At 72.8% G+C, this 15,789-nt stretch carries 12 protein-coding genes; 5 read left to right on the forward strand and 7 right to left on the reverse strand.

Features of this window, described 5'->3' with window-relative positions:
* Positions 1-101: 101 nt before the first annotated feature.
* Positions 102-1,439, forward strand: a complete 1,338-nt coding sequence (locus ACFPCY_RS28795) for a serine/threonine-protein kinase (protein ID WP_378260138.1) — start codon at positions 102-104, stop codon at positions 1,437-1,439.
* Between the two features lie 75 nt (positions 1,440-1,514).
* On the opposite strand, the gene ACFPCY_RS28800 is transcribed toward ACFPCY_RS28795, so the two are convergent.
* Entirely contained in the window at positions 1,515-2,630 is a 1,116-nt protein-coding gene (locus ACFPCY_RS28800) for a PP2C family protein-serine/threonine phosphatase (RefSeq protein WP_378260140.1), read from the reverse strand.
* 180 nt (positions 2,631-2,810) lie between these two features.
* Between ACFPCY_RS28800 and ACFPCY_RS28805 the strand changes: the two genes are divergently transcribed.
* The gene (locus tag ACFPCY_RS28805) at positions 2,811-3,053 is read left to right on the forward strand and encodes a hypothetical protein (RefSeq protein WP_378260142.1); all 243 of its coding nucleotides are present in this window, start codon (positions 2,811-2,813) and stop codon (positions 3,051-3,053) included.
* Positions 3,054-3,285: 232 nt separating this feature from the next.
* On the opposite strand, the gene ACFPCY_RS28810 is transcribed toward ACFPCY_RS28805, so the two are convergent.
* From ACFPCY_RS28810 to ACFPCY_RS28820, 3 genes are all read right to left on the reverse strand, one after another.
* Positions 3,286-3,762: a ribose-5-phosphate isomerase gene (locus tag ACFPCY_RS28810; protein WP_378260144.1), complete on the reverse strand. Its 477-nt coding sequence runs from the start codon at positions 3,760-3,762 to the stop codon at positions 3,286-3,288.
* 100 nt (positions 3,763-3,862) lie between these two features.
* Positions 3,863-5,053, reverse strand: a complete 1,191-nt coding sequence (locus ACFPCY_RS28815; protein ID WP_378260146.1) for a hypothetical protein — start codon at positions 5,051-5,053, stop codon at positions 3,863-3,865.
* Positions 5,054-5,130: 77 nt separating this feature from the next.
* Entirely contained in the window at positions 5,131-6,066 is a 936-nt protein-coding gene (locus tag ACFPCY_RS28820) for an ATP-binding protein (protein WP_378260148.1), read from the reverse strand.
* Positions 6,067-6,307: 241 nt separating this feature from the next.
* Between ACFPCY_RS28820 and nicT the strand changes: the two genes are divergently transcribed.
* A complete protein-coding gene (gene nicT / locus ACFPCY_RS28825; protein ID WP_378260150.1) occupies positions 6,308-7,438 on the forward strand; it encodes a Nickel transporter NicT in 1,131 nt (376 codons plus the stop codon).
* A gap of 177 nt (positions 7,439-7,615) precedes the next feature.
* Here nicT and ACFPCY_RS28830 read toward each other — a convergent pair whose 3' ends face one another.
* Positions 7,616-8,218 carry a mycothiol-dependent nitroreductase Rv2466c family protein gene (locus tag ACFPCY_RS28830; protein ID WP_378260152.1) on the reverse strand — a complete coding sequence of 201 codons (603 nt, stop codon included), beginning with the start codon at positions 8,216-8,218 and terminating at the stop codon, positions 7,616-7,618.
* 232 nt (positions 8,219-8,450) lie between these two features.
* Here ACFPCY_RS28830 and pepN point away from each other — a divergent pair, with 232 nt between their 5' ends.
* Together pepN and ACFPCY_RS28840 are read left to right on the forward strand one after the other, a co-directional pair.
* Complete coding sequence (gene pepN, locus ACFPCY_RS28835) at positions 8,451-10,985, forward strand: aminopeptidase N (RefSeq protein ID WP_378260154.1); 2,535 nt, start codon at positions 8,451-8,453, stop codon at positions 10,983-10,985.
* A 275-nt stretch (positions 10,986-11,260) separates the two neighbouring features.
* Entirely contained in the window at positions 11,261-12,238 is a 978-nt protein-coding gene (locus ACFPCY_RS28840) for a hypothetical protein (RefSeq protein WP_378260156.1), read from the forward strand.
* A 47-nt stretch (positions 12,239-12,285) separates the two neighbouring features.
* On the opposite strand, the gene malQ is transcribed toward ACFPCY_RS28840, so the two are convergent.
* Positions 12,286-14,274, reverse strand: coding sequence for a 4-alpha-glucanotransferase (gene malQ, locus ACFPCY_RS28845; RefSeq protein WP_378260158.1), 1,989 nt, complete (start codon positions 14,272-14,274; stop codon positions 12,286-12,288).
* A 56-nt stretch (positions 14,275-14,330) separates the two neighbouring features.
* The gene (locus tag ACFPCY_RS28850; RefSeq protein WP_378260160.1) at positions 14,331-15,755 is read right to left on the reverse strand and encodes an amidase; all 1,425 of its coding nucleotides are present in this window, start codon (positions 15,753-15,755) and stop codon (positions 14,331-14,333) included.
* Between the last annotated feature and the right edge of the window lie 34 nt (positions 15,756-15,789).

Genomic DNA, 15,789 nt, shown 5'->3' on the forward strand with positions numbered 1-15,789 from the left:
GACGATCACGTTTCGCGGTTTCGTGCGGATGGGGCACCATGTTGGGCCGGGACGTCCGGCGCGCGCCGGACCGCGAGCGACGAAGGAGGCCGGGGGACGGCATGGACGAGCACAGACCGGACCCCACCCCCGAGCACGACCCGGGCCCCGCGCCCCGGCACGCGCCGGACCCCACCCCTGACCTGGTCCCCGACCTGCCGCTGGACGCCTCCGAGGGCGTGACGCCGCTCGAACCGGCCGACCCGCGCGCGGTCGGCGCCTACCCGCTGCTCGGCCGCCTCGGCGCGGGCGGCATGGGCACCGTCTACCTCGGCCAGGACCCGAACACCGGCGCGCGCGTCGCGGTCAAGACCATCCACCCGCACCTGGCGGACGACCCGAGGTTCCTGCGCCGCTTCCGGGACGAGGCGCTGCTCGCCGGACGCGTCGCCTCGTTCTGCACGGCCCGCGTCCTCGCGCACGGCGAGGAGGCCGGGCGCCCGTACATCGTCAGCGAGTACGTCGCCGGGATCTCGCTCCAGCAGCGGATCGCGTCCGGCGGTCCGCTGCCCGCCGCCGACCTGCACGGCGTCGCGGTCGGCGTCGCGACGGCGCTCGCCGCGATCCACGCCGCCGGGCTCGTCCACCGCGACCTCAAACCGGCGAACGTGATGCTCACGCTCTCCGGATGCCGCGTCATCGACTTCGGCATCGCGCGCACGCAGGGGTCGCAGGGCTCGGTCAGCACGTCCGGGACCGTCCTCGGGACGCCGGGCTGGATGCCTCCGGAAGTCATCGCGGGCGGCCCCGTCTCCTCAGCCGCGGACGTCTTCTCCTGGGGATGCCTCGTCGCGTACGCGGGCACCGGACGGCTCCCCTTCGGCGACGGCCCGGCACCGGAGATCGCCCTACGGGCGGCCAGCGACGAGCCCGATCTCGCGGGTCTGCCTCCGCAACTGCTGTCCGCCGTCCGCTCGGCGCTCGCACCGGATCCGAGCGCCAGGCCCACGGCGTCCGAACTGCTGATGTCGTTGGTGGAGCAGACCGCGACCGAGGCTGAAGGCTTCGCCGCTCCCCCGCGCGCGCACGAGGAAGACGATCCGACCGCACACACCCAAGCCTTCACCGCGATTCCGGACAACGCCCACACGCAGGTCTTCACGCCCGTGCCCGAGGAAGAAGCGCCTTCGCACATGCGGACGCGCGTCCTCGCGGGAGTGGGCGCTGCGGCTGCGACCGTCCTCGTCGGAGCCCTGGTCCTCGGGTTGTCGGACAACGACAAAAGCGATGCCGCGCCTCCGCCGAAACCGACGTCCCCTGCGGCGAGCGTCTCGTCACCGCCTCCGGCTTCGGCTCCGTCCGCGAAGCCCTCCACACCCACGGCCAAGCCGAAGCCCAAACCGAAACCGAAGCCGAAGCACAAGCCCAAGCGGAAGCACAAGAAACACCACGGCCACTAGGCGACGGTCAGGTGCGCATGCTCAGGTGCGCATGCTCACGGCGCGTGGTCAAGTGCGCGTGGTCAAGTGCGCATGTCAGGTGCGCCAGATCAGGATGAGCGCGCAATCGTCGTCGCGTTCGGCGGCCATCAGCTCGACCAGTTCGCGCGCGCCCTTGCGGAACCCGTTGGGGACGAGCCGCTCCGCCTCGCCCAGCAGGCGGTCGATACCGGCGTCCAGATCGCTTCCGGGCGATTCGACCAGGCCGTCGGTGTAGAGCAGCAGCGCGTCGCCGGGACGCAGCCGGCCGCGCTCGGGCGTGGCCGCCAGGTCGGGGATCACCCCGAGGACGACGCCCTTCGCCGGGCTGACCTGCCACGTCCCGCTGCCCGCGTCGAACTGCACGACCGGCGGATGCCCGGCCGACTCGACCGTGTACTCCCCCGTCTCCAGCTCGATCACCACATGGACGGCGGTGACGAACCCCTCGTCCCACTTCTGCCGGTGGAGGTAGCTGTTGCACGACGGCAGGAACCGCTCCGTGGGCACCGACCCGAGCAGTCCGCCGAACGCGCCGGAGAGCATGAGCGCTCGGGTGCCCGCGTCCGTGCCCTTGCCCGACACGTCTACCAGGGCGACTTCGAGGACGCCGTCGTGCAGCGCCGACACCACGAAGTCACCGCCGAAGGACGACCCGCCCGCCTGGAGCATGACGACCTGCGTGTCCCAGCCGCCGGGCAGAGCGGGCATCTCCCCTTGGCTGCGCAGCCGGTCGCGCAGCTCCAGGAGCATCGAGTCGCCGCGCAGCCCCATGACGCCGAGCTGCTGCCGCGTCCGCGCCAGCGTCACCGCGAGGACGCCCGTGACCGCGAGCGTCGCGACGATGCCGGGCCCGGTGCTGCTCGGCGCCCGCCACGCGTCGTAGGCGACCATCACGGCCACGACCCCGAGCAGGACGGCCAGCGTCCGCACGCGCAGGAGCAGACCGCCGCCGAGCAGCGTCAGCACCAGCGCCCCGGACGGCGACCACCGCTGCGACTCGACCGCCCCGAGCCCGAGGACGACGGCCAGCAGCGCGAGGACCGCGAAGATGTAGCGATCCCGCGAGAGCTTTCCCCGCCGGAGCCACCTGTACAGCGCCACGAGCACCGGAATCCGGCGCAGGAACGCGCGGACTCGCGGCGGCAGCAGGTGCACCAGACGTTGAAGCATGACCTGGGCACTGTACCGAGCATCCGGATCGGCGGCCGGACATCCGCGCCCGCGACCACGGATCGCAACCGGCCCGCGACACGCGGGTGACGGGGTTATCCACAGGTGGGGGCGCCCCTTGCGGCACCCCCCGCCGGACGGTGTCCAATGGACGGAGACCCGACCGAGGGAGCTCCCGGCATGACCCAGCCGAGCATGCGCATCACCGTGGACGCCGCCATGCGCGCCCGCGACATCTCCCGTCCGGCGCCCGAAGGCGCCGCCGCCACGCCGTCCGTCCCCGCCGACCCGCCCCGGCGCACCCGGGCCGCCAAGAACGAACGCCGCCGCCTGGGCAAGCGAGGCCCCCGTCCGGCCCCGCAGAACCCCCTGACCGACGACCCCTCGACCGGCGACCAGCCCCCACCGGAAGGAGCCCCATGACCTGACCCCGCCCACCCGCAAGCCACGAATCCCGCCCAGCCGCAGAGCGAGTGCGCGCCCGAGCCGCAAGATCTCGGTCGGCTACAGGGCAATTGCGCCCTCCGGCCGCAAGGCGAGACATCGACCGGCCGCAGGGGCGAGCGCGCCCCCAGGCCGCAGGGCGAGAACTCAGCCGTCCGCAGGGGGCGGGCGTCCCTCCGGTCGGAGGGACGCTCGTGATCTTCGTCCGGCGTCAGGACTCGTTCGGGAGGGACGGCAGCTCGGAGGTGCTCTCGTAGTCGCTGATCATGCGGATGCGGCGAGTGTGCCGGGCCTCTTCGGAGTACGCGGTGCCGAGGAAGATCTCGACGAAGCGGGTCGCCTCCTCCACGGAGTACTGGCGCGCCCCGAGGCTGACGACGTTCGCGTCGTTGTGCTCGCGGGCCAGGCGGGCGGTGTCCTCGCTCCACACCAGGGCCGCGCGGACGCCCTCGACCTTGTTCGCGGCGATGGCCTCGCCGTTGCCGGAGCCTCCGATCACGATGCCCCGGGACGCGGGGTCGGCGACCGTCCGCTCGGCGGCACGCAGCACGAACGGCGGGTAGTCGTCCACCGCGTCATAGGTGAAGGCGCCGCAGTCGACGGGCTCGTGGCCATTGTCCTTCAACCAGGCGACGAGGTGCTCTTTCAGTTCGTACCCGGCATGGTCGCTACCAAGAAACACGCGCATGCGCCGATTCTCGCAGGTCTCCGATGACCAGGGCACGGGCGGCCCCACGAGGCGCCGCCGGGGCCGTCCTCGCGCATGAAGCGGCACGGCCGGCGGCAGCTCAAAGCGGAGGAGGCAGCGGCTCGTCAGCCGACCGCTCCGCCGCCCCCACCTGCGGAGGCACGGCCCCGCCGCCCGCACCGGAAGCCCGCGCGGCACCCCCATCGGACGCGTCCTCGGCGGCCTTGGTGGTCGTGGTGGTCGTGCTGGTCGTGGTGGTCGTGGCCTGGGTGTTCTTGTCGGGGGCGTCCTCGGAGGCTGTCGGCCGCTCCTCTATCAGCGTCGGCGAAGCCTGCTCGATCACGGTTGCCGGGGTCTGCTCGATCACGGTCGCCGGAGCCTGGGCGGTGTGTGACGCGGCGTCCTGGTCCGGATCGGAGGTGGCTGCGTCCTCGTCCGACGCGGACGCGCTGCCGTCGGTCGCCGATGCGTCCTCGTCCGACGCTGGGGCGGCGGCATCCGGCGCCGAGGCTTCGGCGTTCGGGGGCGGGGTGGCCGGGGGGACGTTCGGGGCCCATTGCGGGTAGCCGGGCTGGGCGTACTGGGCGGGCGGAGGGGTGGGAGTGGCGGCCGGGGCCGCGGCTGGGGTCAGGGCCGCGGTGGAGGGCGGGGCCGCGGTTGGGGCCGGGGCCGCGGTGGGGGGCAGGGCCGGGGCGGGGTAGCCGGGAGCGGGGTGGGTGTAGGGGGAGGCGGGCGGCTGGGTCCGCGGGGGGCGGCTGCCGGTGGCGCGGAGGATGAGGAGGGAGACCATGGCGCCGAGGCCGCCCAGCCAGCCGAACCAGAAGCCGAACTGGGCGGCGGTGCTCGCGGTCTGCCAGACGCTGAGGCTGTATTCGCCGCTCGGGAAGTGCAGCGCGTCCGCGTAGAGGAAGCCGCGCAGGAAGCCGGTGACGCCCGCGGCCACGAAGGTGGCCCACCAGCCGAGGACGACCGCGGAGAACAGGCCGCGCTCGGCGGAGAGGGCGCGGGCGCCGCCGAAGACCAGGCCCGTCAGGATCAGCAGGAAGAAGAAGGTCGAGATGTCCTGAGCGAAGATCAGGTCGCCCGCGGGGCCGCTCATCCGGCCGTCCGCGCCGGTGACGCGCCAGCCGGGGGCCTGGGAGATCCGCAGCAGCGGGCCGAGGCCGCGGCTGAGGTCGACGTCGACCTTCACCATCCCGTCATAGACCCACTGGTTGGCCACGACCAGGACATAAAGGACGGTCGGCACCAGCGCGCCGACCGCCACGACGAGCATCCGCCGGACGGTCATGCGCGGCACTGTAGCGGCGATCACACCGGCCCGGCAGGCCTTTTCGGACCGGTTTCCGGGCCCGCGCGGCGGCCCGTTCAGGCGGGGAAGCGGAAGTCCGCGTCGACCTGCTTCTCCAGGTTCTCGCCGGTCGCGGCGTTCGCCCAGCTCCGGGCGTTCTTGAGGTGGAAGTCGATGGCCTGGCGCTGGTACTTCGCCCAGTCCTTGCGGCGGGCGTCCACGGCGGCGAGCATCCAGTCGAGGGCGGCCTCGTTGGCGGATTCCAGGGCGACGCCCTGGCGGCCCTGCTCGACGGCGCGGACGGCGGCGGACTGGCCGACCCAGGTGAGCAGGTCGTCCCCGACGTGCTCGCGCAGGTAGGCGATGTCCTCGTCGCCCTGGATCTTGTTGCCGATGACGGTGATGGCCACGTCGTAGTCGGCGGCGTACTCCTTGTACTGGCGGTAGACGCCGACGCCCTTCCGGGTCGGCTCGGCCACCAGGAACATCAGGTCGAAGCGGGTGAACAGCCCGGACGCGAAGGTGTCGGCCCCGGCGGTCATGTCCACCACGACGTACTCGCCCGGCCCGTCCACCAGGTGGTTGAGGTAGAGCTCGACCGCGCCGGTCTTGGAGTGGTAGCAGGCGACGCCGAGGTCCTCGTCGTTGAACGGGCCGGTGACCAGCAGGGTCGCGCCGTCCACGTCCTGCCCGAGCGCGTGGATCGGGTCGTCGCCGCGCAGCCGCAGCAGCCGCGAGCCGGAGCCCGGCGGCGTGGTCTTGACCATGGCGGACGGCGAGGAGATCCGCCAGTTCCGGCCGCGCAGATAGGTCTTGATCTCGGGGAGCCGGTCGCCCATCGCCGTGATCTTGGCGGCCCGGCCCTCGTCCAGGCCGAGCGCCACCCCGAGATGCTGGTTGATGTCGGCGTCCACCGCGACCACGGGCAGGCCCTTGGCGGTGAGGTGCCGGATGAACAGGGAGGACAGGGTCGTCTTGCCGCTGCCGCCCTTGCCGACGAACGCTACCTTCACGTATGCCCCCGAAACGGATATGAAAACCGTTGCCACTTCCAGGAGTGCCGAGTCTTCCCGAGCGGCGACCGGGAGGCAAGCAGAATCCCCGAGCGGCCCGCGGGTCGGTTCCCGTCCGTCCGGAACGACCGGAATCGGCGCCGGAAGAGGGAGGGACGTCACGCCGTTCCAGTATTTGCAAATGCTTTGCAGGTGCGTGAGTCTGGTGGTAGCGGTGTGGACGCGAGAAAGGGTTGAGCGGATGAGCCGGATGAGCGAGAGCGGCGGCGTGCGGCGCTCACTTGCCGCGGGCGAGTGGGGACGGCTCGGCGGAATGGCCGCCTTCATCCTCGCCCTGCACGTGGTGGGCTGGGGAATCCTCCTCCTGCTCGTCCTGCCGGGCCACTACCGGCTCGGAGACGGCAAGCTGTTCGGCATCGGCGTCGGGCTGACCGCCTACACGCTCGGCATGCGGCACGCGTTCGACGCCGACCACCTCGCCGCCATCGACAACACCACCCGGAAGATGATGAACGAGGGCAGGCGGCCGGTGTCGATCGGCTTCTGGTTCTCGCTCGGGCACTCCTCGGTGGTCTTCGTGGCCTCCATGCTGCTGACCTTCGGCGTCAAGGCGCTCGCGAACGGCATCTCCGACGACGAGTCCGGCCTGCACAAGATCACCGGGACGATCGGCCCGACCGTGTCCGGCACCTTCCTGGCCGCGATCGCGACGATCAACCTGGTCATCCTCGTCGGCATCGTGAAGGTCTTCCGGCGCATGAAGGCCGGAGAGTACGACGAGGCCGCGCTGGAGGAGCAGCTCAACAACCGCGGCTTCATGAACCGCGTCCTCGGCCGGTTCACCAGGCTGATCACCAAGCCGTGGCAGATGTACCCGCTCGGCTTCCTGTTCGGGCTCGGCTTCGACACCGCGTCGGAGATCGCGCTGCTCGCCCTGGCCGGGAGCGCGGCGGCGGGCGCCGGCCTGCCCTGGTACGCGGCGATGTGCCTGCCGATCATCTTCGCCGCGGGCATGTCCCTCTGGGACACCATCGACGGCACGTTCATGAACTTCGCCTACGGTTGGGCGTTCTCCAACCCCGTCCGCAAGGTCTTCTACAACATCACCCTGACCGGCGTGTCGGTCGTGTTCGCGTTCGTCATCGGCGGCACCGAGCTGCTCCAGGTCGTCCAGGACCGGGCCGGGCTGACCGGCGGCTTCTGGGACTGGATCGCCGAGCTGGACCTCAACGTCGCCGGGTTCGTCGTGACCGGGCTGCTGCTCGTCCTGTGGGCGGGCGCGCTGCTCTACTGGAAGCTCGGCCGGGTGGAGGAGCGCTGGTCCGCGGGGCTCGCCGAGGGAACCGAAGAGCCCGCACGAACCAGCGCCTGACCAGGCCCCACGCCCCGGGGCCGACGCGCGAATGGCGCGCGTCGGCCCAAGGCAGCGCGTCGGTCGAGGACGGCACGCCCCGCTGAAGACGGTGCCCGTCGCTCGAGGACGGCGCGCCCCCGCTCGAAGACGGTGCCCGTCGCTCGAAGACGGCGCGTCGGTCGAGGACGGCGCGCGTCAGTCGAAGATCGGGTCGCGGGTGCGGGTGCGCTTGAGCTCGTAGAAGCCGTCCACGGACGCGACCGCGACGACGCCGTCGAACAGCTTCAGGGCCTCCTCGCCGCGCGGGATCGGCGTCACGACCGGGCCGAAGAAGGCGTGCCCCTCGATCTCGATCACCGGGGTGCCGACCTCCTGGCCGACGCGGTCGATGCCGTCCTTGTGGGACGCGCGGACGGCCGGGTCGAGCGAGGCGTCGTCGGCGGCCTTCGCCAGCTCGGGGTCGAGTCCGGCGGCGGTCAGCGCCTCGCGGAACAGCTCCGGACTCCACTCGCGGCCCTCGTTGTGGCGCCGCGTGCCGAGCTCGGTGTAGAGCCGTCCGAGCGCCTCGGCGCCGTACTTCTGCTCGGCCGCGATGGCGATCCGCACCGGGCCCCAGCCGCGCTCGATCATGTCCCGGTACTTCTGCGGGACGTCCTTGTCCTCGTTCAGCACCGACAGGCTCATGACATGCCAGTGCACGTCGAGGTCGCGGTGCTCGGCCACCTCGTGGATCCACCGGGACGTGATCCACGCCCACGGGCAGAGCGGGTCGAACCAGAAGTCGACGCGCTGGGACATCGTCAGCCTCCTCAGGCCAGGTCGTGATTCGTAACGGGCAACCCCGCCCCGTCCGCGCCCATTCCCCGGCGCGGCGACCGCGTTCGGACCGTTCCCGCCGGCCCGCGGGAACGGGGTGCGGCGCGTGGGCGTCCGGAACCAGTCCGCCGCGCGGCGGGTCCGCCGACGCCGCGAGGGCCCCGGCATTGGTAGACATGGAGCGACAGGGTTCTTTCACGACCAAGGAGTACACGTGGCAGGCAACCTCACGCGCGACGAGGCGCGGGAACGGGCGCGGCTGCTCACCGTCGAGTCGTACGAGGTGGAACTCGACCTGACGACCGGCGCCGAGCGCTTCGGCTCCACCACCGCGATCCGGTTCGGCTGCGCCGAGCCCGGCGCCTCGACCTTCGTCGACCTGCACGGCGGGGTCGTGCACGAGGTGACGCTGAACGGCCGGGCGCTCGACCCGGCGTCCTACGACGCGGAGAAGGGCCGCATCCCGCTGCCGGACCTCGCCGCCGAGAACGAGCTGAAGGTCGTGGCGGAGGCGACGTACTCCCGTTCCGGCGAGGGCCTGCACCGCTTCGTCGACCCGGTCGACCAGTCCGTCTACCTGTACACGCAGTTCGAGACGGCCGACGCGCACCGGATGTTCACCTGCTTCGACCAGCCGGACCTGAAGGCCGCGCACGAGTTCACGATCATCGCCCCGGAGGACTGGGAGGTCGTGTCGAACGAGGCCCCGGACCGGGTCGAGGGCCGGGTGCGGCACTTCCCGAAGACGCCGCGGATCTCCACCTACATCACCGCGCTCGTCGCCGGGCCGTACCACGTCGTCCGGGACGAGTACCGGCGCAAGGACGGCACGGTCATCCCGCTCGGCGTGTTCTGCCGCGCGTCGCTCGGCGAGCACCTCGACGCCGAGGCGATCGTGGACGTGACGCGCCAGGGCTTCGCCTTCTTCGAGGAGGTGTTCGGCCGGCCGTACCCGTTCGGCAAGTACGACCAGCTGTTCGTGCCGGAGTTCAACGCGGGCGCGATGGAGAACGCGGGCTGCGTCACCTTCCTGGAGGACTACGTCTTCCGGTCGCGGGTCACCGACGCCGCCTACGAGCGCCGTGCCGAGACGATCCTGCACGAGATGGCGCACATGTGGTTCGGCGACCTGGTCACCATGCGCTGGTGGGACGACCTGTGGCTGAACGAGTCGTTCGCGACGTTCATGAGCGTGCTGTGCCAGGCCGAGGCCACCAAGTGGAAGGGCGCCTGGACGACGTTCGCGAACCTGGAGAAGGCGTGGGCGTACCGGCAGGACCAGCTGCCGTCCACGCACCCGATCTCGGCCGACATCCCGGACATCCGGGCCGTGGAGGTCAACTTCGACGGCATCACCTACGCGAAGGGCGCGAGCGTCCTGAAGCAGCTCGTCGCCTACGTCGGACGGGACAACTTCCTGGAGGGCGTCCGGCACTACTTCGACCGGCACGCGTGGGGCAACACCGTCCTGACCGACCTGCTCGGCGCGCTGGAGCAGACGTCCGGGCGCGAGCTGACGTCCTGGTCGAAGGAGTGGCTGGAGACCGCGGGCGTCAACACGATGCGCCCGTCCTACGAGGTGGACGAGGACGGTAACTTCACGTCCTTCGCCGTCCTGCAGGAGGCCAAGCCCGAGTACCCGACGCTGCGCTCGCACCGCCTCGCGATCGGCCTGTACGACCGGACGCCGGACGGCATCGTCCGCCGCCGCCGCGTCGAGCTGGACGTCGTCGGCGCGCGCACCGAGGTCCCCGAGCTCGTCGGCGACAAGCGTCCCGACCTGGTCCTGGTGAACGACGACGACCTGACCTACACCAAGGTCCGGCTCGACGACCACTCGCTGAAGACCCTCGTCGAGGGCATCGGCGACGTCCGGGACAGCCTGCCCCGCGCCCTCTGCTGGTCGGCCGCGTGGGACATGACCCGCGACGCCGAGATGGCGACCCGCGACTACGTCCGGCTCGTCCTGTCCGGCATCCGCGGCGTCACCGACATCATGGTCACCCAGACCCTGCTGCGGCAGGCGCGGACGGCCGTCCAGCAGTACGCGGACCCGGCCTGGCGCGCCGAGGGCCTGCGCCTGATGGCGGACGCCCTGTACGACCTCGCCCGCGAGGCCGCGCCCGGCTCGGACTTCCAGCTCGCCTACGTCCAGGCGTTCACCGCGGTCGCGTCCTCGCCCGAGCACCTCGCCTACGTGCGCGGCCTCCTGGACGGCACCGAGACCCTGGACGGCCTGACCGTCGACACCGAGCTGCGCTGGACCCTGCTGCGCCGCCTGGTCGTCAAGGGCGAGGCCGGCCAGGCCGAGCTCGACGCCGAGCTGAAGCGCGACCCGACCGCCGCGGGCGAGCGGCACGCCGCCGCCGGCGCCGCCGCGATCCCGACCGCCGAGGCCAAGGCCGCCGCCTGGGAGAAGATCGTCTCCGGCACCCTGCCGAACGCCGTCTTCCGCGCCACCATCGGCGGCTTCGTCGACCCCGACCAGACCGAACTGCTCGTCCCGTACGTGGACAGGTACTTCGCCGAGGTCGGCCGCGTCTGGAAGGAGTGGTCGAGCGACACGTCCCAGACGTTCGCCGAGGTCGGCTACCCCTTCCTCGTGATCGACCAGTCCACGGTCGACCGCACCGAGGCGTACATCGCCGAGGAGCGCCCCCCGTCCGCCCTCGTCCGCCTCCTCTCCGAAGGCCGCGACGGCATCACCCGCGCTCTCAAGGCCCGAGCGAAGGACGCCACCGCCTCCTGACCCACCCACCCGAAAGGCCGCCCGGCATCCCCGGGCGGCCTTTCTCATTGCCACGGATCTCCTTGCCACCGACGACATGCCGCACGTGGTCAGGCTCCATCGACGCCACACCACTTGAAGGGGACCGTTCAAGGTCGTGCGGGCGCCGTCCACCGCGGGGCGGGCTCGAAGCCGCGCTGGTCCGGCTCGCTCCGCAGGGAGCGCAGGGTGTGGGGCACGGGGGTTTCCCCTTGGGGGGCGCGGTGGTGGGGGCGGGGGCGTGGCAGAGTGACGGGGTGGAGACCGCGCGGGACGTGCTCAGGGTGTTGGCGGAGCGGTATGCGTTCGGGGACCTGGAGGCCCTGACGACGGCGCCGAGGGGACCGGTAGCGGCGCTGTGCGCGTTCGGGCAGCGGGTGCTCGATCTGGACGCCGAGGACTTCGGGATGCCGGAGGAGGCGGGGGAGGTCCCGAAGGACCTGCTCGACCGGGCGCGGGCGAGCCGGATGCCGCAGACCGCGAAGGAGCGTCCGCGCGGGGCCCTGGCGAGCCTGCGGCCGGCGTACCGGCTGCTGCTGGAGGTCATCGAGATCCGGTGGCGGCGGCGGGAGATGGCGCCGCTGGTCGCGGCCGTGCACATCGCGAGCGAGTACGCGCCGATGCTGGCGTGGGAGCCGGTGCTCGGGCACGCGGGCGACCCGGCGCTGATCGGACGGTCGGTGACCGGGCCGGGCAGCCGGTTCGGGGTGCCGGTGGAGCCGGGCGCGGCGCGGGCCTGCGACCACACCCGGCCGGAACGTTCCGCGTGCGAGCGGACGCTGCGGGTCGCGCACGAGCCGGGGCCGGGCTGGCGCGCCTACCTGGACCGGCAGCACAGCCAGGTCGCGCGGGCGCTCGGCGACTGCGCGGCGCGGTGCCGGACGCAGTGCAGCGTGATGTCCCGGCTGGACGACGGCGTCCGCGCGGCGCTGACCGAGCGCTGCCGGCTCGCGGCCGACTTCGCCGACAGCGCCCTGGTGCGGCTGCGGCACGCGGCTCCGGTCGGGCACGGGTTCGGGGTGCCGTCGCCGGAGGAGGTCCAGACGGCGTGGGCTCGGGCGCGGGCGTCGCTGCGGCACCAGCCGCTCGGTGAGAAGGCCCTGAAGGACGAGGACAGTGACGGCTACCCGCTGCCGGGCCTGCCCGGGCTCTTCTCGGCGATCGCCTCGACCGAGCTGGTCAAGGACGACCTGCTCGAAGAGGTCTCGCGGCGGCTCAGGGCCGCGCTGGACTGAGCCGCGATCGACTGAGCCGCGCTGGATGAGTCCGCTCGACCAGGCCGTCAGGGGCTTGCCGGGCCGAGGTCGTCCAGGAGGACGGGGCGGCCCGACGCGTCCGCCAGCGGGACCCGCCAGTTCGGGTACTCGTCGGTGGTGCCGGGCTGGTTCTGGGTGCGGCGCTCCCCCACGACGTCGGTGAGCGCGATGCCGACGAGGCGGGCCGGGGTGCGGCGCAGGAACGCGTGCAGGGCGTGGACGACCTCGGCGTCGTGCGCGGTCGAGCCGTCGTCGAGCGCGGCGAGGACGGTCTCCGGGGGCGTGTCCAGCAGGCCTTCGGCGGCGAGCAGGCCGAGCCATTCGGCGAGGTCGCGGCGGTGTTCGGCGGCCTCCTGCGCCAGCGGCCGGGTGAGCAGGCCGAGGCGGTCGCGCAGGGCGAGGTGGTCGCCGTGCAGCATCCCCGTGATCGGCGGCATGTCGTGCGTCCCGACCGTGGCGAGGGACAGCTCCCGCCACTCCCCCGGACGTTTCGGACGGCCCTCGCCGTCGCGCTCGAACCAGAGCAGGGACGTGCCGTAGACGCCGCGCGCGGCCAGGTCCTCGCGGAGGCCGGGTTCGACCGTGCCGAGGTCCTCGCCGACGATCACGCCGCCGGTGCGGGCCGCCTCCCAGGTCAGCGCGGACAGCATCGCGTCCCGGTCGGACGACACGTACGCGCCCTCCGCCGGGGACGCGCCGTCCGGCACCCACCAGAGGCGCGAGACCTGCATCGCGTGGTCGAGCCGCAGCCCGCCGCCGTGCCGCAGCGCCGCCGAGACCATGCCGCGGAACGGCAGGTAGGCGGCTTCGGCGAGGCGTCCGGGATGCCAGGGCGGCTGTCCCCAGTCCTGGCCGAGCTGGTTGAACTCGTCCGGGGGCGCGCCGACGCTCATGCCGGGCGCGAACAGCGTCCGGTACATCCACGCGTCGGCGCTGGCCCGATGCACGCCGACCGCGAGGTCGTGGACGATCCCGATCGGCATCCCGGCGCCGCGCGCGGCCGTCTGCGCCGCGCCGAGCTGCCGGTCGAGCTGCCATTGCAGCCAGGCGTGGAAGTCGACCCGGCCGGCGAGGCGTCGCGCGGCCCGCCCGACGGCCGTGCCTTCGGCGTCGCGCAGGTCAGCGGGCCATTCGCGCCAGTCCGCGCCCTGTTCCTCGCAGAGCGCGCACCACGTGGCGAACGCGGTCAGGGGCGCGCCTTCCCGCCGCCGGAACTCCTCGTACGGCGCGCTGTCCGCGTTCTCCCGAAAGGCGCGGTGAAGGATCTCCAGGGCCTGGATCTTGGCGATGTGGACGGCGTCGCGGTCGATGACGTCGAGGGTCTCGTTGCGCGCGCGCAGGGGCGCGCTGAGGCGGTCCACACGGTCGCGGTCGTCCGGCGGGAGGATCGCGTACTCGGGGACGTCCTCGACGCGCAGGTACAGGGGGCTCGCGAAGCGGCGGCTCATCGGCGAGTACGGCGACGGCCCCACCGGCGGGACGGGCTCGGACGCGTGCATCGGGTTGACCAGGACGAACCCGGCTCCCCGCGCCGCGCCCCACACGGCGAGGTCCGCGAGGTCCCGCAGGTCGCCCATCCCCCAGGACGCCCGCGACCGGACGGAGTACAGCTGCGCCGTCAGCCCCCACGCGCGCGGCCCGGTGCCGAGCCGCTCGGGCGCGACGAGCAGGGCCGCCTCCGCGCCGTCCACGGAGAGCTCGTGCCAGCCGAGCGGCAGTTCCTCGCCGGTCGGGAGGTCGAGGACGCGGCCGTCCGCGAGCACGACCGTCCCGTCCTTGCCGAGGGGCTGCCCGGGCCGCGTGACCACGACCGGCGGGACCCGCCGCGGCGCGGCCTTCCGGGCCAGCTCGTCCCGGACGGCCGCGGCCGTGGACACGTCCGCGCCCAGCGAGGTGAGGACGGCCCGCAGCGTCTCCGGCGACACCACCGCCGGACGTCCTCGCCAGTCGATGTAGTCGGTGGAGACACCGTGCGCGCGGGCCAGAGCCCTCAGATCCAGATCCCGGTCCTTCACCCCCACCCCATGCCCGCGCAAACGGAACCCAAGCCGGGGGTGACGGACGGGACCGGTCAGGCGTGCCAGATGCCGGGCTTGCGGTCGGCCCAGGGGCGGGCCTCTTCGAGCTGGGCGGAGAGCGAGATCAGCGTTCCCTCGCCGCCGGGGCGCCCGGCGAGCATGACGCCGATGGGCAGGCCCTCGTCCGTCCAGTGCAGGGGGACGTTGACGGCGGGCTGGCCGGAGACGTTGTAGACGGAGGTGAAGGGGGTGAAGAGCTTCTGCCGCTCGAAGTTCTCCTCGGGCGACCGGCCGTGGAAGTGGCCGATGAGGGCCGGGGGCTGGGCGAGCGTGGGGTGGAGGATCGCGTCGTACTCGTCCAGGACGGGCAGGACGGTCCGCATGGCGGCCTGGAGCGCCGCGTGGGCCATCATCAGCTGCGGCGCGGTCGTGGCCTCGCCACGGGCGCGGAGCCAGCGCGTGAGGGGCTGGAGAAGCTCCTCGCGGTCCGGCGCGACGGGGGTGAGGGTGGCCATCGCGGCCCAGAGCGTCTCGAAGTGCGGGACGAGATCGGCCGACCAGAGCAGCGGGACGTCCACGACCTCGTGGCCCAGCTCCTCCAGCAGCTCGGACGCCGCGTCGTAGGCGGCCCGGACGTCCGGGTGGATCTCCACTCCCGGGACGCCCGCCTCGATGCTGCGCGCGATGCGGAGACGGCCCGGCGGACGCTCGGTGTACGACAGGAAGGAGCCCTCGACGCCGGGGGCGCGGAACATGTCGCCGGGACGCGGGCCGGCCATGACGTCCAGCAGGAGCGCGGCGTCCCGGACGGTCCGGGTGATCGGCCCGTTCGTGGACAGGCCGAACAGGTCGGGGACGACCGGCCCGTGCGAGATCCGGCCGCGGGTCGGCTTGATGCCGAACAGCCCGCACGCCGAGGCCGGGATGCGGATCGAGCCGCCGCCGTCGCTGCCCTGCGCGGCCGGGGCGAGGCCGGAGGCGACCGCCGCCGCCGCGCCGCCGGACGACCCGCCCGCCGAGCGGCTCAGGTCCCAGGGCGTCCGGGCCGGGGGCGCGACGTCGTTTTCCGTATAACAGGGCAGGCCGAATTCCGGGGTGTTGGTCTTGCCGAGATGGACAGACCCCGCTTCCCTCAGCCGTACCACGACCGTGTCGTCGGCGAACCCGGTGAGGTCGGCGTGCGCGGCCGAGCCGAGCGTCATCCGCACCCCGGACACCATGTTCAGGTCCTTCACCGGGATCGGGACGCCGAGCAGCGGCGGCAGTTCGGCGGGGTCGTCGGCGCCCGCCACCAGCTTCTCCGCGGCGCGGGCCTGCTCCAGCGCCAGTTCGGGGGTGAGCGTGACGTAGGCGCCGACGCGGTCGTTCAACCGCTCCGCGCGGTCGAGGTAGTGGCGGGTCAGCTCGACGGGCGAGAGGTCGCGCGAACGGACGGCGGCGGCGGTCTGTTCGGCCGTGAGGTCGTGGGTATGAGTCACAGAGTCGAACGCTAGCCGCAGGCCCGGGAGGACA

The organism is Actinomadura gamaensis (genome assembly GCF_042652125.1).
GTDB classification, from domain to species: domain Bacteria; phylum Actinomycetota; class Actinomycetes; order Streptosporangiales; family Streptosporangiaceae; genus Spirillospora; species Spirillospora gamaensis.